19 protein-coding genes are annotated in these 20,986 nt (G+C 66.5%); 10 read left to right on the forward strand and 9 right to left on the reverse strand.

Going from position 1 to position 20,986, the window contains the following annotated elements:
• The 7 genes from AC6EUH_RS04995 to AC6EUH_RS05025 all read right to left on the reverse strand — a co-directional run bounded on the left by AC6EUH_RS04995 (position 1) and on the right by AC6EUH_RS05025 (position 7,076).
• Entirely contained in the window at positions 1–1,563 is a 1,563-nt protein-coding gene (locus AC6EUH_RS04995; RefSeq protein WP_056427786.1) for a class I adenylate-forming enzyme family protein, read from the reverse strand.
• Entirely contained in the window at positions 1,560–2,864 is a 1,305-nt protein-coding gene (locus AC6EUH_RS05000) for an MFS transporter (RefSeq protein ID WP_499737956.1), read from the reverse strand. Before AC6EUH_RS05000 ends, AC6EUH_RS04995 begins: the two co-directional genes overlap by 4 nt.
• Before the next feature lie 169 nt (positions 2,865–3,033).
• Positions 3,034–4,176: a PucR family transcriptional regulator gene (locus AC6EUH_RS05005; protein ID WP_156367523.1), complete on the reverse strand. Its 1,143-nt coding sequence runs from the start codon at positions 4,174–4,176 to the stop codon at positions 3,034–3,036.
• On the reverse strand, positions 4,169–4,375 hold the full coding sequence (locus AC6EUH_RS05010) for a hypothetical protein (protein ID WP_499737957.1): 207 nt from the start codon (positions 4,373–4,375) through the stop codon (positions 4,169–4,171). Before AC6EUH_RS05010 ends, AC6EUH_RS05005 begins: the two co-directional genes overlap by 8 nt.
• Positions 4,376–4,390: 15 nt before the next feature.
• Positions 4,391–5,587, reverse strand: coding sequence for an acetyl-CoA acetyltransferase (locus AC6EUH_RS05015; RefSeq protein WP_499737958.1), 1,197 nt, complete (start codon positions 5,585–5,587; stop codon positions 4,391–4,393).
• Positions 5,584–6,312, reverse strand: a complete 729-nt coding sequence (locus AC6EUH_RS05020) for a CoA transferase subunit B (protein WP_499737959.1) — start codon at positions 6,310–6,312, stop codon at positions 5,584–5,586. The genes AC6EUH_RS05015 and AC6EUH_RS05020 overlap by 4 nt, the downstream gene beginning before the upstream one ends.
• Positions 6,313–6,344: 32 nt before the next feature.
• Positions 6,345–7,076: a CoA transferase subunit A gene (locus tag AC6EUH_RS05025; RefSeq protein ID WP_499737960.1), complete on the reverse strand. Its 732-nt coding sequence runs from the start codon at positions 7,074–7,076 to the stop codon at positions 6,345–6,347.
• A gap of 199 nt (positions 7,077–7,275) precedes the next feature.
• Between AC6EUH_RS05025 and AC6EUH_RS05030 the strand changes: the two genes are divergently transcribed.
• Positions 7,276–8,076, forward strand: a complete 801-nt coding sequence (locus AC6EUH_RS05030; protein WP_056427771.1) for an IclR family transcriptional regulator — start codon at positions 7,276–7,278, stop codon at positions 8,074–8,076.
• A 62-nt stretch (positions 8,077–8,138) separates the two neighbouring features.
• Here AC6EUH_RS05030 and nadE read toward each other — a convergent pair whose 3' ends face one another.
• Positions 8,139–8,960 (reverse strand): NAD(+) synthase, encoded by an 822-nt coding sequence (gene nadE, locus AC6EUH_RS05035; RefSeq protein WP_056427768.1) that lies wholly within the window; start codon positions 8,958–8,960, stop codon positions 8,139–8,141.
• Positions 8,961–9,019: 59 nt separating this feature from the next.
• Complete coding sequence (locus tag AC6EUH_RS05040; protein ID WP_056427765.1) at positions 9,020–10,045, reverse strand: LacI family DNA-binding transcriptional regulator; 1,026 nt, start codon at positions 10,043–10,045, stop codon at positions 9,020–9,022.
• A gap of 247 nt (positions 10,046–10,292) precedes the next feature.
• Between AC6EUH_RS05040 and AC6EUH_RS05045 the strand changes: the two genes are divergently transcribed.
• The 9 genes from AC6EUH_RS05045 (at position 10,293) to AC6EUH_RS05085 (ending at position 20,977) form a co-directional block, all read left to right on the forward strand.
• Positions 10,293–11,141 carry a sugar phosphate isomerase/epimerase family protein gene (locus AC6EUH_RS05045; RefSeq protein WP_499737961.1) on the forward strand — a complete coding sequence of 283 codons (849 nt, stop codon included), beginning with the start codon at positions 10,293–10,295 and terminating at the stop codon, positions 11,139–11,141.
• Positions 11,138–12,148 (forward strand): Gfo/Idh/MocA family protein, encoded by a 1,011-nt coding sequence (locus AC6EUH_RS05050; protein WP_499737962.1) that lies wholly within the window; start codon positions 11,138–11,140, stop codon positions 12,146–12,148. Before AC6EUH_RS05045 ends, AC6EUH_RS05050 begins: the two co-directional genes overlap by 4 nt.
• A gap of 205 nt (positions 12,149–12,353) precedes the next feature.
• Positions 12,354–13,877 (forward strand): ABC transporter substrate-binding protein, encoded by a 1,524-nt coding sequence (locus AC6EUH_RS05055; protein WP_499737963.1) that lies wholly within the window; start codon positions 12,354–12,356, stop codon positions 13,875–13,877.
• A 6-nt stretch (positions 13,878–13,883) separates the two neighbouring features.
• Positions 13,884–14,825, forward strand: coding sequence for an ABC transporter permease (locus tag AC6EUH_RS05060; RefSeq protein WP_499737964.1), 942 nt, complete (start codon positions 13,884–13,886; stop codon positions 14,823–14,825).
• On the forward strand, positions 14,822–16,684 hold the full coding sequence (locus AC6EUH_RS05065; RefSeq protein WP_499737965.1) for a dipeptide/oligopeptide/nickel ABC transporter permease/ATP-binding protein: 1,863 nt from the start codon (positions 14,822–14,824) through the stop codon (positions 16,682–16,684). Before AC6EUH_RS05060 ends, AC6EUH_RS05065 begins: the two co-directional genes overlap by 4 nt.
• Entirely contained in the window at positions 16,681–17,586 is a 906-nt protein-coding gene (locus tag AC6EUH_RS05070) for an ATP-binding cassette domain-containing protein (RefSeq protein WP_056427750.1), read from the forward strand. The genes AC6EUH_RS05065 and AC6EUH_RS05070 overlap by 4 nt, the downstream gene beginning before the upstream one ends.
• A 102-nt stretch (positions 17,587–17,688) precedes the next feature.
• On the forward strand, positions 17,689–18,525 hold the full coding sequence (locus tag AC6EUH_RS05075) for a sugar phosphate isomerase/epimerase family protein (RefSeq protein ID WP_499737966.1): 837 nt from the start codon (positions 17,689–17,691) through the stop codon (positions 18,523–18,525).
• 41 nt (positions 18,526–18,566) lie between these two features.
• Positions 18,567–19,733: a Gfo/Idh/MocA family protein gene (locus tag AC6EUH_RS05080; protein ID WP_499737967.1), complete on the forward strand. Its 1,167-nt coding sequence runs from the start codon at positions 18,567–18,569 to the stop codon at positions 19,731–19,733.
• A gap of 152 nt (positions 19,734–19,885) precedes the next feature.
• On the forward strand, positions 19,886–20,977 hold the full coding sequence (locus tag AC6EUH_RS05085; protein ID WP_499737968.1) for a LacI family DNA-binding transcriptional regulator: 1,092 nt from the start codon (positions 19,886–19,888) through the stop codon (positions 20,975–20,977).
• Positions 20,978–20,986 lie beyond the last annotated feature (9 nt).

Consider the following 20,986-nt stretch of genomic DNA (forward strand, 5'->3'; position numbering starts at 1 on the left):
CTAGATCTTGGTTTTTTCGTCGCGCCAGAAGGCTTCGCGAATGGTTTTTTTGAGGACTTTCCCGTTGACGCTGCGGGGCAGGGAGGGGACGAGGTGCACGGCCTTGGGCGCCCGGATGCTGCCCAGCTCCTGTTTGCAGAGGGCGATGAGTTCCTGTTCCGTGACGGAGCAGTTTTCGTTGAGCTCGACGACGGCGGTGACGGCCTCGCCCCAGTCCGGGTGCGGTGACCCGACCACCGCGCAGTCACGCACCGCCGGGTGGCCCCAGATAACCTGCTCCACCTCGCTCGGGTAGACGTTGAACCCTCCGGAGATGATCAGGTCGCGCCTCCGGTCCGTGAGGTGCAGGTAGCCCTCATCGTCGAAGAGCCCGATATCGCCCGTGTGCAGCCAGCCGTCCCGGATCGCCAGCCGGGTCTGCTCGGGATTCTTGTAGTAGCCCTTCATCACCAGGTCGCCCCGGACGCAAATCTCGCCGGGGGTTCCGGGCGGAAGCGCCCTCCCTTCGTCGTCGCGCACTTCGACCTCGACCAATGGGTAGGGGCGGCCGCAGGAAGACAGCCGGGAATCGGGAGCGATGGCGCCGTCGACGAAGTGCTCGTCCGGGCGGAGGAACGTCACGGACGCGGGCGCCTCCATCTGCCCGTACAGCTCCATCATCACCGGACCGATCGCGGTGAGCGCCCGCCGGAGTTTCTCCACTGACATGGGCGCTGCCCCGTAGATGACGTACCGCAGCGAGGACAGTTCCCTCGGCGATTCCTGCAGCACCTCCAGAAGCCGGTAGATGACGGTGGGCGGCAGGAACAGGTCAGTCACCCCGTACTGCTCGATGGCATCGAGCACGGCCTCCGGATTCGCTTTCGGAAGCACGACGACGGTGCCTCCCCGGGCGGTGGCGGCCAGGCTGAGCAGCCCGGCGGTGTGGGTCATCGGTGCGGCGGCCAGGTTCACGATCGCGTCTTCGGAACCGTAGTGCGCAGCCATCATCAGGTGGGTCGCGAAGGCCGACAGGCTTCTGTTCGTGTTCATCACCCCCTTCGGCAGGCCCGTGGTGCCGCCGGTCGGGGCCAGCGAGACGACGTCGTCCGGGGAGGGACGGATGGCCGGCTTCGTGGCCGGGTGCGGCGCGGTCCACTCGGCGAAAGGGGTGTCCGCGGGCCCGGCGTCGCCAGGTCCGAACTGGACCCACTGCCTGACGGCGGGGAGGCGGTCCCGCAGATGGCGGGCATCGCCGGCCAGGCTGGAATGGAAGATCACCATTTCCGCGTCGAACGCTACAAGCAGCTGCGCGGTCTCGCCGCTGGGGCTTGCCGGGTTGGCCGGAATCCAGGTCAACCCGGAACGCCAAATGCCCAGGACACAGATCCAGGCGAGCGGATCGTTGGGGGAGAGGACCGCGATCTTGGCCCCGGACGAGAGCCCGGAGGCCAGGAGCGCATTGGCGATCCGGCAGGACAGCTCGCCGGCCCCGCGGAAGGTGTAGGAGGTGGCGCCCTGGACATACGCGACGCCGTCGGGGTTGGACCGCCAGCCCCGGTCAAAGAATCCGATCACGCTCACTGCGGCAGTCCCGTCTTGTAGCTTTCCTTCAGCCTCAGGAAGACGGCCGTGGTGATCGCCGCGAGGATGGTCAGGTACCACCCGAAGACGTCGATCATCTGGGCGTCGGCCAGCCAGGTGGCGACGTACGGTCCGGTGCCGCCGACCAGGGCAACGCCGAGCGCGTAGGGCAGGCCGATTCCGGCGGCCCGAATCCGGGCGGGGAAGAGTTCGCACATCACGGCGGACGTAATGGAGGTGTAGCAGGCCAGCAGCGTCAGGGCCGCCATCTGGACCAGGAGCAGGCTCAGGAAGCTGTTCTGGAGTGAGTTCAGCAGGGGAAGGGTCAGCAGGGTGAAACCGAGGCCGAAGGTCAGCAGCAGGGGTTTGCGGCCGATCCGGTCCGAAAGAATGCCCATAACGGGCTGCAGGATCGCGAAGTAGGACAAGGAGATGAGTCCCACCAGGAGGCCGTTCTTCATGTCAAAGCCGACCGTGATGTGCGCGTACGTGGGCAGGTAGGACGTGAACACGTAGAAGAACAGGGTGGGGGCTGCGTTGATCGCGAAGACCAGGACGCACTCTTTCGGGTGGGTGCGCATGAACTCGAAGACGGAGGGCTTCGGCGCGCGCTGGGCTGCGCCCGGTCCGGAGCCGGGGTCCTCGTCCCCGGTCACCAGGGTTTCCTCGGCGAACCGGCGGATGAACAGGCCGGCTGCCGCGCCGAGGGTTCCGATGGCGAACGGCACACGCCAGCCCCATTCGCGCATGGCCTCGTCCGGCAGGCCCGCGACGAGCAAGGCCACTGAGCCGATCGCGACGAGGTTGCCCAGCGTCGCCCCGATGTACAGGAAGCTCGAGAAGAATCCACGGCGCCCGTCCGGTGCGGATTCCACCAGGAACGTCGAGGACGCGGCAAATTCGCCGCCGGTGGAAAGCCCCTGCAGGAGCCGGGCGAGCACCAGGATCATGGGCGAGAGCACCCCCACCTGGTCGTAGGTGGGGGCAAGGGCGACGAGGAGGCTGCCGATGCCCATGAGCATCACGGTCGCGGTGAGCGCCTTCTTCCGGCCGAAACGGTCGGCCACGATGCCGCCGAGGAAGCCGCCCAGAGGACGCATGAAGAAGCCGACGGCGAAGATCGCCATGACGCTGAGCAACGGGACAATGGGGTCGCCCGTTTTGGGGAAGAACTGGGCGGAAAAGTACAGGGCCAGCATGGAGTAGACGTACCAGTCGAACCATTCAACGATGTTTCCGACGGTGGCGGCCGCCAGTTGGCGTGCCCTGCTGACAGGTGGTGCGGCGGTGATGACGCTCATCCGGTTGCTCCCAGATCCGATGGTCCCGGACGATCCATGATGCGTCGTCCGGACGGTCAGGTCGCGGTTCAGCAGATCATCCGGCTGTGATGCAAACCACGTTACGGAGCGTCGGGCGCGCCGGACTATGGAGCCAGCTCAAAGGGTCTCGGGCCGCCGTTGTGGATTCCTACAACCCGCCCGCAGGCGCTTCCTGGCATGCCTCGAAGGCCCAGCAGAGCTCGACGATAGTGTTCGTGGCATCCAGCCGCGCACCGGTGGCCTGCTCGAATTTCTGCAGGCGGTAGCGGAGGGTGTTTTCGTGGACTGACAGGGCCCTGGCTGCTGCGGAAATCCGGCGGTCGTGGTCCAGGTAGCTCCGCACCGAAGCCAGCACGATCCGGCCGAAGTCGGCGTCGGCGGCAAAGGGGGCCAAGTAGCGCTGGCGCAGCACGGCCGTGACATCCGGATCACCGGCGGCTGTCCGCCAGGTCAGGTCCTCCAGGGAGAACACGCCGCCCGCAGGGCGTTTCCAGGCGGCGTCGAAGACCCGGTCGGCTGCTGCTTTGGAGCGGGGCAGTTCGGAGAGCGGGAGGGGAGACCCCAGGGCGATGGTGGCGGTGTCCCCGTGATCCGGCCGGCGGGCCGTGAATCCGACGACGTCGCCCGCCCGCAACGTCAGGACGCCGTCGCCGGTCGACAATCGTCCGGCCAGGACACGCAGCAGTTCATCGGGTGAAGCACCGGGCCGGGGCCGGGCGTGCAGAGCGTGGAAGGAACGCTGGGGGTCGATCCCGAAGTCCGACGAGCGGGTGCGCAGGTCGCTGTCCGCGAGCGACCCCGCCAGGACCGCGCGCAGGTAGTCCTGCCGCAGCTCATGGTCCCGCACCGCTTGCTGGACACTGCTTTCCCGGTAGGAGTGGACGAGCGCGGCGGTGTAGGAGTCGCTGACGCCCCAGAGGACCCGGTGCGCCGCGAGGACTTCCCGGTCGCCGAGCCCCACTTCGTGCGCGATGTCGAGGAAGCGGTCCTGGATCACGGCCATGGACAGGCGGTACCCCCGCATAACGTCCTCGATGCGCAGGCCCTGGTGGAAGCGGACCTGGGCCACCCGGGCCTCTACCGCGAGTTCCGACGACGCCGGCACCGCGCCGGACTTCACCGCGTGGATGGCCATGCGCAGATTCTGCTCGACAGAGGAGCTGATATCCGTTTCGGCCACACCCCGGTAGCCGGGCACTTCGTCGAGGCACCGCTGAACGCTGCTCGCCTTCAGGTAGTGCAGGTCACGGAACAGCAAATCCGCGACGCTTTCAATGCTGGATTCAGACAATGTCCGCCTCGCACCATACTTCAGTCCCGTCGGCCTTGTGGAGCATGGCGCGGTCGGCCGAGAACCAATACCTGACCCAGAGGACTTGTCCGTCCGGGGTCGCGAGCTCCACTGTTGCCACGGCCGGTGCACGGCCGGGCCGGCGCACCGTAACGGGTGCGCCGGCCGCCAAGCCAAGCCAATTGGTGACCCACACCATGTCCGCGGGCTGCGCCTAGACCGCTTCGAGGACGCTGACGTAGTTGGCGATGCCCACCCCGCCCATGTTCTGCACCGCAGCGCGGCGGGCCGAAGGCAACTGCATGTCGCCCGCGGTGCCGGTGAGCTGCATCGCCGCGATGACGTGCTGCGAGACGCCGGTGGCGCCCACGGGGTGGCCCTTGGCCTTGAGCCCGCCGGAGACGTTGACGGGCAGCTTGCCGTCCTTGAACACCCAGCCTTCCGTGATGGCGCGGGATCCCTGGCCCGGTTCGGTCAGCCCCATCGCCTCGTACATCAGCAGCTCGGCGATGGTGAAGCAGTCGTGCACCTCGGCGAAGTCCAGCTCCTCGAGCCCAACGCCGGCCATGCCCAGGGCGCGCTGCCACGAGGCGCGGGTGGCGTTGAACGCGGTGGGGTCCCGGCGCTCGGTGGGGAAGAAATCGTTCGCGTGGCCGAACCCGGCGAGCCGCACCGGCGCGGTGGCCCCGCCGGTCGGCGCGACAGACAGCACGACGGCGGCGGCGCCGTCGGACACCGGCGAGCAGTCAGTGCGGCGCAGCGGGTCGGCGACCATCGGGTTCTTGTCCGAGACGGTCTGGCAGAACTCCTCGCCGAGGTCCTTGCGCAGCTGGGCGTACGGATTGTCCACGCCGTTGCGGTGGTTTTTGGCGGCAATGGTGCCCAGGACGTCCGACAGGTTTCCTGCGCCAGCGCCATAGCGTTTCTCGTAATGCTTGGCGACCTCGGCGAAGAGGCCTGTGAAGCCGGTGCTGGAGGCCTTGCCGGCCATGTCGTAGTCCGCGCCCAGCAGGGCAGCGCCCACCACGTCCGCGCCGGCGTGGGTCATCTTTTCGGCGCCGATCACGAGAACCGTCGTCGCGGTGCCTGCCAGCAGCGACTTGGTGCCCTGCTGGAACGCGGCGGATCCGGAGGCGCAGGCGTTCTCGACCCGGGTGGACGGGACGTTGGCCAGCTGCTCGGAGACCTGCAGGGCCAGCGAGGACGGGAACGCCAGCGGCATCATGCCGGAGTTGAACTGGCCGAGGTAGATTTCGTCGATCTGGCCCGGTTCGATCCCGGCGTTGCCGATCGCTTCCGTGGCGACCTGGACGATCAGGGATTCGAGGGTCTCATCCGTGAGTTTGCCGAAACGGCTGTGGCCCCAGCCGGTCAGCAGGATGTCTTTGCCGAACTCTTCGCGCAGGCTCATGCGGTGGCTCCTTCAAGGGTGCTGCTGTCAAGGGTGCTGCTGTCAGGGGTGGGGGACGCGTCGAGGGACGGGGCGACGTCGAACTCGGCCTCGGTCTTTTCGCGGATTTCCTCCACGGTGACGCCCGGGGCGAGGCGGGTCAGCGTGAGCCGGCGGACGCCGCCAGTTTCTTGTTCAGGCTTCACCAAGTCGAATACCGCGAGGTCGCTGATGATCCGGTCAACACAGCTCAGGCCGGTGAGGGGCAGCGTGCATTCCGTGACGATCTTGGCGGTGCCGTCCTTGGCGTTGTGCTCCGTGAGGACCACGACGCGCGGAGTGCCGGCGACGAGGTCCATGGCGCCGCCCATGCCCTTGACCATCTTGCCGGGGATGGTCCAATTGGCGAGGTCGCCGGCGCCGGAGACCTGCATGGCGCCCAGGATGGCGACCTTGACGTGGCCGCCGCGGATCATGCCGAAGGACGTGGCGGAGTCGAAGATGCTGCCGCCGGGCAGGACCGTGACGGTCTGCTTGCCGGCGTTGATGAGGTCCGCGTCCTCCTCGCCCTCGTAGGGGAACGGTCCCATGCCGAGCAGGCCGTTTTCGCTCTGCAGGACGACGCGGACGCCGTCGCGCAGGTTGTTGGCGACCAGCGTGGGGATGCCGATGCCGAGGTTGACGTAGTCGCCGTCGTTGAGTTCTTCGGCCGCGATGGCAGCCATTTCATTCCGGGTCCAAGCCATGGTGATTCTCCTGACGAAAGTAGGGTCGGCGCTTAGGCCGGAACGGTTGCGGCTTCGGCCGCTTCTGCGCGGGGGCGGACCGTCCGCTGTTCGATGTCTTTGACCCGGCCGCTGGCCTGGACGAGGCGCTGGACGAAGACGCCGGGGGTGATGATGTGGTTCGGGTCCAGCTGCCCGGGCTCCACGATCACTTCGGCTTCGGCCACCGTCACGGCGCCGGCCGTCGCCACCACGGGGTTGAAGTTCTGGGCCGTGTAGCGGTAGATCAGGTTGCCGTCGGTGTCGGCGGTGTGCGCGTGCACCAGGGCGACGTCGGCCTTAATGGCGCGTTCCTGGACGAAAGTCTCGCCGTCGAACTCCGCGAGCGGCTTGCCTTCGGCGACCAGGGTGCCGACTCCGGTTTTGGTGTAGAACGCCGGGATGCCGGCGCCGCCGGCACGGAGCCGCTCTGCGAGGGTGCCCTGCGGGGTGAACTCCACCTCTAGCCTGCCGGCGAGGTACTGCTCGGCGAAGAGTTTGTTCTCGCCGACGTACGAGGCGATGACCTTGCGGACCTGCCCGGCTTCGATCAGCACGCCGAGTCCCTTGCCGTCCACGCCCATGTTGTTGGAGACCACCGTGAGGTCCTTGACGCCCGAGTCCCGCACGGCTTCGATCAGGTCGGCCGGGATGCCGCTGAGGCCAAAGCCTCCGACGGCGAGCGTCATGCCGTCCCGCAGTACGTCCTGCAGCGCGGCGGCCGCTCCGGATTTCACCTTTGACATCGCATCTCCTCATTGAGCTCATGACGCAATCCACTTTGTGGACCGTTCCTCTGCTGTTGGAGCCTACGGTGCCGAAAAGGAGACTGTCAACGGGCGAATTCGGCAGAAAGAGTGCCATTTTTACAGTGTGGACGGTAGGCTGTGCACTGTCCACAATATGGATGGTTTAGCTGGTTCCGAGCCGATATTCGAGGAAAAGATGACGTCACCACCGGTCCAGGGCGCGCAGGTGGTCAGCCGCGTCGCCTCCCTGCTGCGCATTGTCGGACGGAGGCCGGAAGGCTCCCCGCTCGTGGAACTCGTCAGGGAAACCGGGCTCACCCGGCCCACCGTGCACCGGCTGCTTGCCTCGCTGGCCGCTGAAGGACTGCTGGACCAGGACCCGCTGAGCAACAACTGGGTGCTGGGGCCGGAGATCCTGCTGATGGGCTCGGTGGCTTCGGCGCGTTTCCCGCTGGAGGACATCGCCCGGCCGAGCCTTCGACGGCTCGCCGAAGAGACCGGTGAAAGCGCCTTCTTCTCGATCCGGCGCGGCGCGGAAACGGTGTGCCTGCTCCGGGAGGAGGGGAGCTTCCCGGTGCGGTCCTTTGTGCTGCACGAGGGAGTCCGGTTCCCGCTCGGGGTGGCCTCCGCCGGCACCGCCATCATGGCCTTCCTGCCCGAGGCGGAGCAGGAAGAGCTGCTGGCCGGCTGGGCCGCGCACGCCGGCCGCTTCGCGGCGGCGCACACCGAGCCGCTGGTCCGGGAGAACCTGGCGAAGACGCGGCAGTCCGGCTACTCAGTGAATCCGGGCCTTGTGCTGGAAGGTAGCTGGGGGATGGGCGCTGCGGTGTTCGACCAGCGCGGCCGCCCCGCCTGGGCGCTGTCGCTGACCGGGATTGAACCGCGCTTCAAGGGCGAACGGCAGGAAATGCTGGGCCGCCTCCTGATGGATGAGGCCCACCGGATCTCCACGCTGCTGCCGTCCGGGGGCACATTGGCGCGGACACACCGGCCCTGAGCGCCGAAACGGTCCAGCCGGGCGTCAAAGCGCCCCCGGACGGATGACTATCCCGGGACGGGCTACTTCCACCAGGTGTCGAAGATGGTGACCGGGACTGTGCGCTTGTGGCGGGTGCGGAGGTATTTGTGCTCGATGGATTCGGCCACGGCGTCCGGGACCTCGCGGCCTTCGAGGTAGTCGTCGATCTGGTCGTAGCTCAGGCCGAGTTCGTCCTCGTCCGTGCGGCCGGGCTGGCCGTCGAGGAGGTCTGCCGTGGGGACCTTCTCCCAGACCCGGGCGGGTGCGCCGAGTTCGGCCAGCAATGCCCTGTTCTGGCGTTTGTTGAGCCCGAACAGCGGCAGGATGTCCGCGCCGCCGTCGCCGTACTTGGTGAAGAACCCGGTGACCGATTCCGCACCGTGGTCCGTTCCGATGACCAGGTAGTTGTGCTCGCCGGCGAGGGCGTACTGCGCGATCATGCGGGTGCGGGCCTTCGTGTTGCCCTTGTGGAAGTCGGAGATCCCGTTGCCCACTGTCTTCTCGAATTCGTCCTCGAACCCGTCCACTGCCGCGGAGATATTGAACGTCCACTCCGTCTTGGCCTGGATGAAGTCCAGGGCGGCCTGGGCGTCGTCCTCGTCGTGCTGGACACCGTAGGGGAGGCGGACCGCCACGAAGTTGGCCTCCACACCCTCGGCCGCGAGTTCTTCCACGGCCAGCTGCGCGAGCCGGCCCGCGAGCGAGGAATCCAGGCCGCCGGAGATGCCCAGGACGAAGCCCCTGGTGTGCGTTGCCTTGAGGTATTCCTTGAGGAACGTGACGCGTTTTCGCACCTCCCCGGCGGGGTCGATCCGGGGCTGCACGCCCATTTCTTCAATGATCCTGGCCTGGAGTTCGCGCATGTGACCCAGCCTAGTCAGCAGTGTCAACCATGCTCAACTAAGTCCGTCAGCGGGGGCCATCACAAAGCCTGCCGCGCCGGTCCTGTCGAGCCGCGGACCGTGAGGTGGGTGGGCATCACGGACCGGCTGCGGGTGCCGCCGCCGGCCAGCGGGTTCAACCGGGCCAGCAGCATGGAGACCGCCACGCGGCCGGCCTGCTCGATCGGGGAGGCCATGGTCGACAGGGGCGGATTGCAGAAATCGGCGCCGAAGATGTCATCGCAGCCCACAATGCTCATGTCCTCCGGAACCCGCAGGCCGCGTTCCCGCAGACGCTGCAGCATGCCGATGGCGATGAGGTCGTTGAAGGCGATGCAGGCCGTCACGCCGCTGTGCACGGCGGCGTCCGCGGCTGCTGCGCCGGACTGTGTCTTGGGGGCAAACGGCCCCAGCCGGCGCACTTCCACACCGCGTTCCTCGGCGGCCTCGGACAGGGTGGTCCAGCGCCGCGTGCTGGACTGGGACGTCAGCGGACCGGCCATGTAGGCGATCCGGGTATGGCCCAGCGAGACGAGGTGGTCCAGCGCCTGGCTGGTGGCGGAGGGAGTGTCAATGATGACGGCGGGGACGCCGGGAACGTCACGGTTGATGGTGACCAGTGGCATCTTGGCCGCCGCGGCCAGCAGGGCTTCGTCGGTGAGCCGGGACGCTGCAACGATGATGCCGTCGGCGCTCTTTCGCAGCTGCTCGAGTGTGCTCGCTTCCACCTCGTCGGATTCCTCCGTGTCCACGAGCAACTGCGTGTAGCCGGCCGCCTTGAGCTGGAGCTGGGTTCCCCGGATGAGGTCGAAGTAGAACGGGTTGGTGATGTCCGGCACCAGGACACCCACCGCGCCCGTGCGGCCGGAACTCAGCGCCTTCGCCTGGCTGTTGGGAATGTAATGCAGCTGTGCCGCAGCTGCCTCGATCCGCTGGCGGGTACGGATGTTGACGCGGTCCGGGGTGGAGAGCGCGCGGGAAACGGTGGAGGCCGCCACCCCGCAAAGCGCGGCGATGTCGTGGATGGTGGCGGGCCGGTCAACGGCCGCTGGTTGCGTCGTAGCCACGGCGCTCCTCTCTGAACGTGGTGGCAGGGCCGTGATGGCCGGGGGTGGAATGGTTGGCCTGTGACTGCCGCCACAGGTCCGCCGGTCCGCCAAGAATGCCACACATTGTCAAAGTTTGGCAATCGGTTGTCATTACCGTTCGCCAGTCGCTAAGCTGGCTTCGACACCGTTTGTGAACTGCGTCACCGCGCCGGGGCCGGGAACAGGGCTGCCCGATGCGGCGGCCGCGAAAAACCAGGAGATCCGCGTGAGCAACACACCCACCGCAGTCTGGCCGCTCTCAGGCTTCGGAGACGAAATCGACCCGGATCCCGCGGTGCAGGCCGCGGTCCTTCTGGCCCTCGGCGCCAGCCATATCGAGGTGCGCAGCGCCTGGGGCACGAATGTCTCCGAACTCGAACCGGAGCAGGTCGCCCGGCTCAAGGGCATTCTCGACGAGAAGGGCCTCAAAGTTTCGGCCGTGGCCAGCCCCATCGGCAAGGTGGACGTGAGCCTGCCGGCGGAACACGAACTGGAACGCCTTCGGCAGATCATCTCCGTCGCCAAAGGGCTGGACACCCGGTACATCCGCATCTTCTCGTTCTACCGGGCGGAGAACCAGGCTACTGAAGACATCCGCGAGGACGTCATGGCCCGCATGGCCGCGCTGGCGGCGCTCGCCGCGGAAGCCGGCGTCGTGCTCCTGCATGAAAACGAGAAGGGCATCTTCGGCGACACTCCCGAGCGTGTCCTGGACATCATGGAGACTGTCGACTCCCCGGCGCTGCGCATCGCCTGGGACAACGCCAACTTCGTCCAGGTGGGCGTCAAGCCCTATACGGAGGGCTACGCGATGCTGCGCCCGTACCTGGAGTACTTCCAGGTCAAGGATGCCGTGGCCGCCACGGGCGCGGTGGTTCCCTCCGGCGAGGGCGACGGCGAACTGGACGCCACCATCGCAGCCCTCAAGGCTGACGGCTTCAGCGGCTTCGCCTCGTTGGAACCGCATCTGGCCAGCGCCCACGAGCTGGGCGGATTCTCCGGGCCCGTCGCGTTCGGCAAAGCGGCCCGCGCCTTCGCAGCGCTCGCCGCGAAGAACGGGGTTGAACTCTCTTGAGTACGACGGCGGCAGTCATCGGCTGCGGCGATGTTTCCGCCGTGCATTTCGAGGCGCTGGCAAAGCTCGACGGCGCCACCCTGGTTGCGGTCTGCGATTCGGATCCGGAGCGGCTGGCCGCCGCGGTCGCCGCCCGCGGCGTCCCCGGCTTCGCCGATCACCTGAGCATGATCGAGGCGGTCCGGCCGGACGTGGTGCACATCTGCACTCCGCATGACCAGCACGCCTCGGTGGCCGCGGACTGCCTGGAGCGTGGCGTCAACGTCATCGTGGAGAAGCCGCTGGCCCACACCCTGGCCGAGGGGAGGCGGCTGGTTGACGTGGCCTCGGCAGGCAGCGCGAAGATCGCCGTGTGCTTCCAGAACCGCTACAACGCGACGTCCCAGGCCATGTCTGCGCTGCTGTCATCCGGCGAGCTGGGGGCCGTGATGGGTGCCTCGGCGACGGTGATGTGGCAGCGTTCCGCCGAGTACTACCGGGACCGGCCATGGCGGGGGACCTGGGCCGGCGGCGGCGGGGGACTGATGATGAACCAGGCCATCCACACCGTGGATCTGCTCCAGTGGCTGGTAGGAGACGTCGTTGCTGTCAGTGGCAACGCCTCCACACGCTTCCTGGGCGGCACCATCGAGGTGGAGGACACCACCGAGTTCGTGGCGGAGCATGCCAACGGTGCCCGGAGCGCGTTCTACGCCACCCTTGCCAATGCCTCCAACGCGCCGGTGACACTCGAGGTGGTCACGGAGAAGGCCGTTCTGAGCCTGCGCGGCGACCTTACTGTTGCCCATCGGGACGGGCGCACTGAGGTCATTCCGGAGCGCAGGAGCGGCTCCGGCGGCCGGTCCTACTGGGGCGTCTCGCACGAACTGCTGATCAACGACTTCTACGGCCGGCTGTCAGAGACGGAGCCGTTCTGGATCAGCCCGGCGGAGGCCGAGAAATCGCTGCGCATCGTCAAGGACATCTACCGGCAGAGCTACCCGGGCGCGGCCCACCAGGTTTCCTGAGCCTTCTGGCAACCGGATGTTAACCCGCTTAATGATTTGATTCCGGGCTTTTCCCTGCCCTCCAATCGACATTTTGCAACGAATATGACAATCGGTTGCCAAGATAGGCAACAATGCGTACTGTGAATCCCACAAGGCCGGTGTGGCCCACGCCACACCTCCCGGTTTTGAAGCACCCAGGTCACAGACTCACTAGGAGCCAACAATGAAGTTAGGTCCCAAGGCGGCAGCAACCGCCCTCACCGTCAGCGCAGCCCTCGCCCTGACAGCGTGCGGAGGCGCTGCAAACTCCAGCTCGGCCGCCGGCGCTGCCACGGCACTGACGTTGGGCACCATCCAGGACGTCCGGTCCTGGGATCCGGCCCAGGCCCATGTGGGCCACATCCTCCAGCCGTACCAGGCCGTGTACGACACTCTCATCCTCCGCGAGCCGGACGGAAAGCTCAGCCCCATGCTGGCGACGGCCTGGAAGTACAACGCAGCCAACACCAAACTGACGGTGGACCTGCGCTCGGACGTCACCTTCAGCGACGGCGCAAAGTTCGACGCCGAAGCCGCCAAGGCAAACATGGACCACTTCAAGAAGGCCAATGGTCCGCAGATGGCCCAGCTCAATGCCGTCAAGGACGTGGCCGTGGTGGACACCGACACCATCGACATCAACCTCAGCACCCCGGACCCGGCCCTGGAATACTTCCTCAGCCAGGCCGCCGGCCTGATGGGCAGCCCCAAGGCGCTCGGCACCGACGGCATCAAGACCGAACCGGCGGGCTCCGGTCCCTACGTGATGGACAAGGCCGCGTCCGTCAAAGATTCCCAGACCGTGTTCACCGCCCGGAAGGACTACTGGAACAAGGACCTGCAGAAGTACTCCAAGCTGACCTTCAAGATCCTGACCGACCCCACCGCCCGCACCAACGCCCTGGTCTCCGGCCAGGTGGACGCCACCCTCCTGGACCCCAAGAACGGCAAGCAGGCCGAGGGCGCCAAGATGAAGCTGGCCGCCAACGAGGTGGACTGGCAGGGGCTGCTCCTCCTGGACCGTGACGGTGCCAAGAACCCCGCGCTGCAGAACGTCAAGGTCCGCCAGGCCATCAACCACGCCTTTGACCGCAAGACCATCCTCGACCAGGTCCTGCTGGGCCAGGGCACCCCGACGTCCCAGCCGTTCGGCAAGGCCAGCGGCGCCTGGACCGAAGAGCTGGAAAACTACTACAGCTACGATCCGGCCAAGGCCAAGCAGCTCCTCAAAGAAGCCGGCTATGAAACCGGAGTAACCCTGGAAATCCCCAGCATCCCCGACTTCCAGACCCAGATTTCCGTGGTCCAGCAGCAGCTCGCAGACGTCGGCATCACCCTGAAGATTGGCGCCGCGCTCACCAACACCTTCACGTCCGATGTGGCCGGACAGAAGTACACCACGATGTACTTCTCCCTCTTCCAGGGCCAGCCGACCGTGGCCATCAACCAGATCATCTCCACCAAGGCGCTCTACAACCCGTTCAAGAACGCGTCGCCGGAGCTCGACGCCAAGATTGACGCCGTGCGCAACGGCGGTGCCGACGCCGGCAAGCTGGCCCAGGACGTGAACAAGTACGTGGTGGAGCAGGCCTGGTTCGCTCCGCTGTTCCGCGTCAACCAGATGTATTACCACAACGCCAAGGTGAACGTGACGCCGCAGATCCAGCAGGCCGTCCCGTCCATCTACAACTACTCACCGGCCAAGTAGGGCACCATGATCAGGTTCATTGCGAAAAGGCTGGGCAGCGGGCTGGTGGTGCTGCTTGTTGTCTCGGCGCTCACCTTCTTCCTGCTGTATATGTCCAGCGGGAGCATCGCCAGGAACATCCTGGGCGACCAGGCCACCGCTGAGCAGGTGGCGTTGAAAGAACAGGAGCTGGGCCTGGACCAACCCCTGGTGTCCCGCTACTTCACCTGGGTGTCCGATGCCCTCAGCGGAAACCTTGGCGCATCCTGGTTCACCTCGGAACCGGTGGCCAGCTCCCTGGCCAGCCGGATTCCGGTGACCATGACCATGGTTTTCGCCGCAATGATCCTGATCGCAATTTGTGCCGCACTCATTGGCGTTGCCGCCGCGGTCAAGCGCGGCTGGGTGGACAGGGTGGTCCAGGTTGGCGCCATCATCGGCGACTCCGTACCGGGGTTCGTCATCGGCGTCATCCTGGTCACCATCCTGGCCATCCAGCTGGGACTCTTCCCGGCCACCAGCACCATTTCCCCGGACGCCGGGGCCGACGCCTGGATCTATTCCATGTCGCTTCCGGTGATTGCCCTGTTGATCAACGGCGTCACCGGAGGCGCGCAGCAGATCCGCAGCGCCGTCATCAAACAACTCGAGCGGGACTATGTCCGCACCCTTCGCAGCCGCGGGATCGGCGAGCGCGAAATCCTGTTCAAGCACGTGCTGCGCAGCGCCGCTCCGGCCGGCCTGACCGTGCTGAGCCTGCAGCTGATCGGCATGCTTGGCGGTGTGGTGATCATCGAACAGATCTTCGCCCTTCCGGGCATGGGGCCGCTGGCGGTGGCCGCAACCGGCCAGTCGGATCTTCCGGTGGTGATGGGCGTCGTGATGTACACGGTGGTCGTCGTCATAGTCGTGAACCTGCTGGTGGACATTCTCAATGGCTGGCTCAACCCGAAGGTACGTGTCTCATGAACAATTCTTCCGAAGAAGCCGCCGCAACCGCGGCAGTTGCCACCCCCGCGGGAACAGGCCAAAGCGGTACCGTGGTCCGTTCCACCGTGATCCGGCGCCTGTTCAAGAACCCCCTCGGCATCGCCGCCATGGGCATTCTCCTGGTGATCTCTCTCCTGGCCTTACTGGCCCCGGTCCTGGCTCCCTTTGACCAGAACTACGCAAACATTGCCAAGACCCTGGCCGCCCCGGACTCCGTCAACATCCTGGGAACCGACAGCGCCGGACGCGATGTCTGGAGCCGGTTGCTGTTCGGCGCGCAACTGACGCTGCTATCGGCCCTGCTCTGCGCGGGCGTGGCCATTGTCATCGGCCTGCCGGCGGGCCTGATCGCCGGCTACTACGCCGGGAAGTTCGAGGCCGGCTCCAACTGGGTGGTCAGCATCCTCATGAGCCTTCCGGGCCTGATCGTGCTGTTGACCATCCGAGCGGCCTTCGGCCCGTCGGTCTGGATTTCCATGATCGCCTTCGGCATCCTCATCAGCCCGTCCTATTTCCGGCTGACCCGCACAGCGGTCCAGTCGGTGCGCAACGAGCTCTATGTTGACGCCGCACGGGTGTCCGGGCTCTCCGACCTCAGCATCATCGCGCGCCACATCTTCTCCGTGGTCCGCGCACCCATCATCATCCAGACCGCGGCGATCGCCGGGGTGGCCATCGCCATCCAGTCCGGACTGGAGTTTCTCGGCCTGGGCGACCCCACCAAGGCAACCTGGGGCGTTATGCTCTCCGAGGGTTTCAAGAACGTCTACCTGAACCCCACCCTGCTGTTCTGGCCGGCGCTTGCCATGGCGCTGACCATCGGCGGCCTGGTCCTGCTGGGCAACGCCCTCAGCGACGCGCTTGAAGACGGCGAAAAGATCAAGCACCGCAGGAAGGCGGCAGTTCCGTCGGCGGGCACGACGCCGGCACCCTCCACTGCGCGGCCGTCGCGCAAGTCCGTGGCCGCCGTCGACGCCGGCACCGAACACCACCTGGTGAAGGTGACCAATCTCGGCGTCGGCTACCCCCAGGCGGACGGTTCCATCAAAAAGGTGGTGGATGACGTGTCGTTCCACGTGGACCGCGGCGAGATCCTGGGCATCGTGGGCGAATCCGGCTCCGGCAAGTCCCAGACGGCGTTCTCCATCCTGGGGCTGCTTCCGGACAACGCCCGCATTGTGGCCGGTTCCATCCAGTTCGACGGCAACTACACCGTGGCGCCGGGGGACGAACGGGTCAGCCAGGAGCGGCTGTCCAAGCTGCGCGGCAAGAGGATCTCCTACATTCCGCAGGAACCCATGAGCAACCTGGACCCGGCCTTCACCATCGGCTACCAGCTGGTCACCCCCATGATGCGCGTCCTCGGCATCTCCAAGGAGGAAGCCCGCACGCGGGCACTGAAGCTCCTGACCGACGTCGGAATCGTCAACCCCAAGCGGACCTTCGACGCCTACCCGCACGAGGTGTCCGGCGGCATGGCCCAGCGCGTGCTGATCGCCGGGGCCATCAGCTGCGAACCGGACCTGGTGATCGCCGACGAACCCACCACGGCCCTGGACGTCACCGTGCAGGCCGACGTCCTGGACCTGATCCGGGACCTCCAGAAGCGGTTGAACATCGGCGTGATCCTGGTGACGCACAACTTCGGCGTGGTGGCGGACCTCTGCGACCGCGTCGTGGTGATGCAGAACGGCCGGCTTGTGGAGGAGGGCCCGGTCCGCGGCATCCTCAGGAACCCGCAGGAGACCTACACCCGGACCCTGCTCGGGTCCATGCTGGAAGGCAGGGAACCCATGACCACGCTCGTTTCATCAACCTCCCAGGGGGCGGCATCATGACTGCAACCGTAACTTCCGGCTCCACCCCCGCGGCCGGGGAACACACAGACCTGCTGCGCGTGGACAACCTCATCGTGGAATATCCCGGCAAAGGCTTCCGGGCCAAACCGTTCCGTGCACTGACGGATATCAACATCACCATCGGCCAGGGCGAGACCCTCGGCCTGGTGGGGGAGTCCGGTTCCGGCAAAACGACCCTGGGCCGCGCCGTGCTGGGGCTGGCGCCGGTTACGGCGGGCAGGATCACGTTCGACGGCAAGGACATCAGCCACGCCAGCCGCAAGGACCGGCGGACCCTGAGCCGGGACCTGCAGGTGGTCTTCCAGGACCCGTACACCTCGTTGAACCCGGCACTGGAAATCGGTGACATCCTCGCCGAACCCCTCGCCGTGCAGGGCAAGCCGCCCGCCGAAGCCAGGGCGCGGGTCCGGGAGCTGCTGGACCAGGTGGGACTTCCCTCCGACGCCATCCACCGGCTCCCCAGGGAATTCAGCGGCGGACAGCGGCAGCGCGTCGCCATCGCCCGGGCGCTGGCGCTGTCACCGAAACTGATCGTCTGCGACGAGCCCGTGAGCGCCCTGGACCTGTCGACGCAGGCCCGCGTGCTGGACCTGTTCCTGCAGATCCAGCGGGACACCGGGGTCTCCTACCTCTTCGTGTCCCATGACCTCGACGTCGTCCGGCACATCAGCCACCGCGTCGCAGTGATGTACCACGGCGAGATTGTGGAGCAGGGCCCGGCCGACGTCGTCACCCGGGACCCGGAGCACCCCTACACGCAGCGGCTGCTGCTGGCCTCGCCGGTCCCGGACCCGGACCGCCAGGAACAGCGCAGGGCCGACAGGCACCGGCTGCTGGAACTCCAGCGGCAGCAGCACGAACAGGCAGGTGTCCTCGCCTGAGGACGCGGCCAGACCACTAGCAACCAACAAATACGACGTGCCGGTTTCCTTGGGAGCCGGCCGGACGGAGGAACCGGAATGGCCACAATAGGTGTACAAGCCATGATGCTGCGGGACAGCTTCAGGGATCTCGGGGCGTTCGAAACGCTCCGGAAGGTCAACGCGATCGGCTACAACGCGGTCGAGGTATCCCAGATCCCCATGACGCCGGAAAACGTGGCGGAACTGGACCGCGCGCAGACCGAACTCGGCATGGACGTGGCCGCCCTGTCCGTGGCCATGGAAACCCCCAAGGGCATGCCCGGGGATTCGCTGAAGGACCACTTCGACAAGATCGTCGAGGACGCCAATCGCCTGGACACGAAGCTCCTGCGGATCGGCATGCTGCCGTTCCCCGCCATGAAATCGATCGACGCCGTCGTGGACTTCGCCAAGCAGGCCAACGGGTACGCCGAGCGCCTGGCCGAGCACGGACTCGGCCTGTACTACCACAACCACCACATCGAGTTCGCGAAATTCGACGGCGCGTACATGCTGGACATCATCGCCGCGAACTCCCCGGCCATGGGCCTGGAAATCGACGTCCACTGGGTCCAGCGCGGCGGCCTGGACCCGGTCCGGACCCTGGCCAAATACGCCGGCCGCACCGCGATGGTCCACCTGAAGGACTACCGGATCGGCCAGCTCCCCGAGAGTGCCTTCGGGCTCCTGGAAACCGGGGACTTTGGCGGCTTCATGGCCGAGTTCAAAAACGTGGTCCAGTTCGCCGAAGTGGGCGAGGGCAACCTGGACTTCCCCGCCATCATCCCGGCCGCCCAGGCCGCGGGCGCCCGGTACCTGCTCGTGGAGCAGGACGAGCTTTACGGCCGCTCCGTCTGGGACGCCCTGCAGACTTCCTACGACAACCTCGTGGCCATGGGCCACGGCGAACTCTTCTAAGACGTCCCCACCACAGCACCCACGAACACGGAGATTCACTTATGAGCAAAAAAGTACGTCTGGGCATCATCGGCCTGGGCCAGCAGGGCGGCGCCTACGCCAAGTTCATCCAGGACGGGCTGGTCCCCAACATGGAAATCGGGGCCATCTGCGACGTCGACCCCGGGAAGAAGGAGCTGGCCTCGTCCCAGTACGCTGACGTCCCCTTTTACGACGACTACATCACGATGCTCGAAAGCGGCGACGTCGACGCGATCGTCACGTGCGTGCCGCACTTCCTGCACCCGGAAATGGGCATCGAAACGCTCAAGCGCAACATCCACGCCCTCGTCGAGAAGCCGGCCGGCGTGTACACCAAGCAGGTCAAGGAGCTCAACGAGTTCGCCGCGTCCAAGCCCGGGCTCTCGTTCGCCATCATGTTCAACCAACGCAACAACCCGCTGTACCAGCGCCTGAAGGAGATCGTGGACGCGGGGGAGATCGGCAGCATCCGCCGCACCAACTGGATCATCACCACCTGGTGGCGGCCCCAGGGCTACTACAACTCCAGCGAGTGGCGCGCCACGTGGGGCGGCGAAGGCGGCGGAGTGCTGGTCAACCAGGCACCGCACCAGCTGGATCTGTGGCAGTGGATCTGCGGCGTGCCCCAGTCGGTGTACGCGAAGGTGGCCTACGGCTTCCGCCGGGACATCGCCGTCGAGGACGAGGTCACGGCCGTGGTGGACTACGGCGACGGCGCCACGGGCGTGTTTGTCACCGCCACGCACGACCTGACGGGCACGGACCGCTTCGAGATCCTGGGTGACCAGGGCAAGATCGTCGTCGAAAATTCCAAGACCGCCACCGTGACCCGCCTGCGGAAGCCCGAGCGGGAACTCAGCGACGGCATGGGCATGGACGATGTCCGCAAGCTCTTTATGGGGGAACTGAACCCCGAGGAGTACTACAGCACCGAGGTCATCGAGTTCGAGTCCGTCTGGGGCGGTCAGCACGCCGGTGTCCTGGAGAACTTCGCCGCCAACATCCTGGACGGCACCCCGCTGCTGGCCCCCGGCTCGGACGGAATCAACGGCGTCCGGCTGGCCAACGCCATCCACCTCTCCAGCTGGACCGGCACGGAAGTGGGCCTGGACTTCGACGAGGACGTGTTCCTCGCCGAGCTGAACAAGCGGATCGCGGCCGAGGGCAAGTTCCCCCAGCGGTCGTAGCCCAACGCTCCCGCACATTTCGGCGCCGTGAGGCGAACGGTCTCTCACTTTCCTGACGAAAGTGAGAGACCGTTGGCGTGCAGGGGCGGGATGTGCGAGATGGTTTGGCAACCGTCCCGCTGTTTGTTGCCGTGCCGCACTACGATGGAGCCGTGACTGAACCCAAAGAGCCGGAAGGTGCCGCACCAGCAGGTCCGGTCAAAAAGCACGCCCGGGACGGAAAGCCCAATGCCACCATCTACGACATCGCCAAGGTGGCCGGCGTCAATCCGTCCACGGTTTCCCGGGCGCTCAGCAAGCCCGGCAGGGTCAGCGCCAAGACGCAGAAACTCATCGAGGATGCCGCCGCCGAGCTGAACTACCAGGTCAACCCCTTCGCCCGGGCGCTTCCCACCGGCCGGACCAGCACCTTCGGGCTGATCGTCGCGGATATCACCAACCCCACGTTCTTCGACATCATCCGCGGAGCCGAAACCACCGCCACGGCCCGGGACTACACCCTGGTGCTCGCCGAATCGGCGGAGTCCGCCGCCACCGAACTCACGGCGGCCCGCCGGATGATGGCCACCGTGGACGGCCTCATCCTGGCCAGCCCACGGATGGACGACGACAACATCCGGGCCCTCGCCCGCGACAAACCCGTGGTGGTCATCAACCGCGAGGTGGACGGCGTGCCGTGTGTGGTTCCGGACGTGAACAAGGGCATCAGCGAGGCAGTCCGCAGCCTGGCCGCCAACGGACACCAGAAGGTCGCCTTCGTTGCCGGGCCGCCGCAGTCCTGGATGTCCGCCCGCCGCTGGGAGGGCGTGCAGGCCGCCTGCGAGTGGTCCCGGCTCGAGGCCGTGCGGCTGGAATCCAGCAAGCCCACGGTCGACGGCGGCCGGCAGGTGGCGCGCGACGTCCGGGCCAGCGGCGCCACGGCGGTGCTGACCTACAACGACCTCCTGGCCATCGGGCTCATGCAGGAACTCCAGGCCGCCGGCGTGGTGGTCCCGGACCAGATCAGCATTGTGGGCTTCGACGACATTTTCGGCGCGGACTTCACCACGCCCCCGCTGACCACCGTGCGCTCCCCGCTCGGGGAGTGCGGCTCCGGCGCTGCCGCGCTGCTGCTGGATCTCCTGCACAGTGATCTATCTCGCAGGGATCTCCCGCGCAACGCGGGGGAACCCGCAGCCATCCTGCGTGTCGAAACGGAACTGGTGCTGCGGGGCTCCAGCGGCCGGCTGATCGTCACCAAGTAAGCACTTCCG

This window comes from Arthrobacter sp. 001422645, assembly GCF_059816125.1.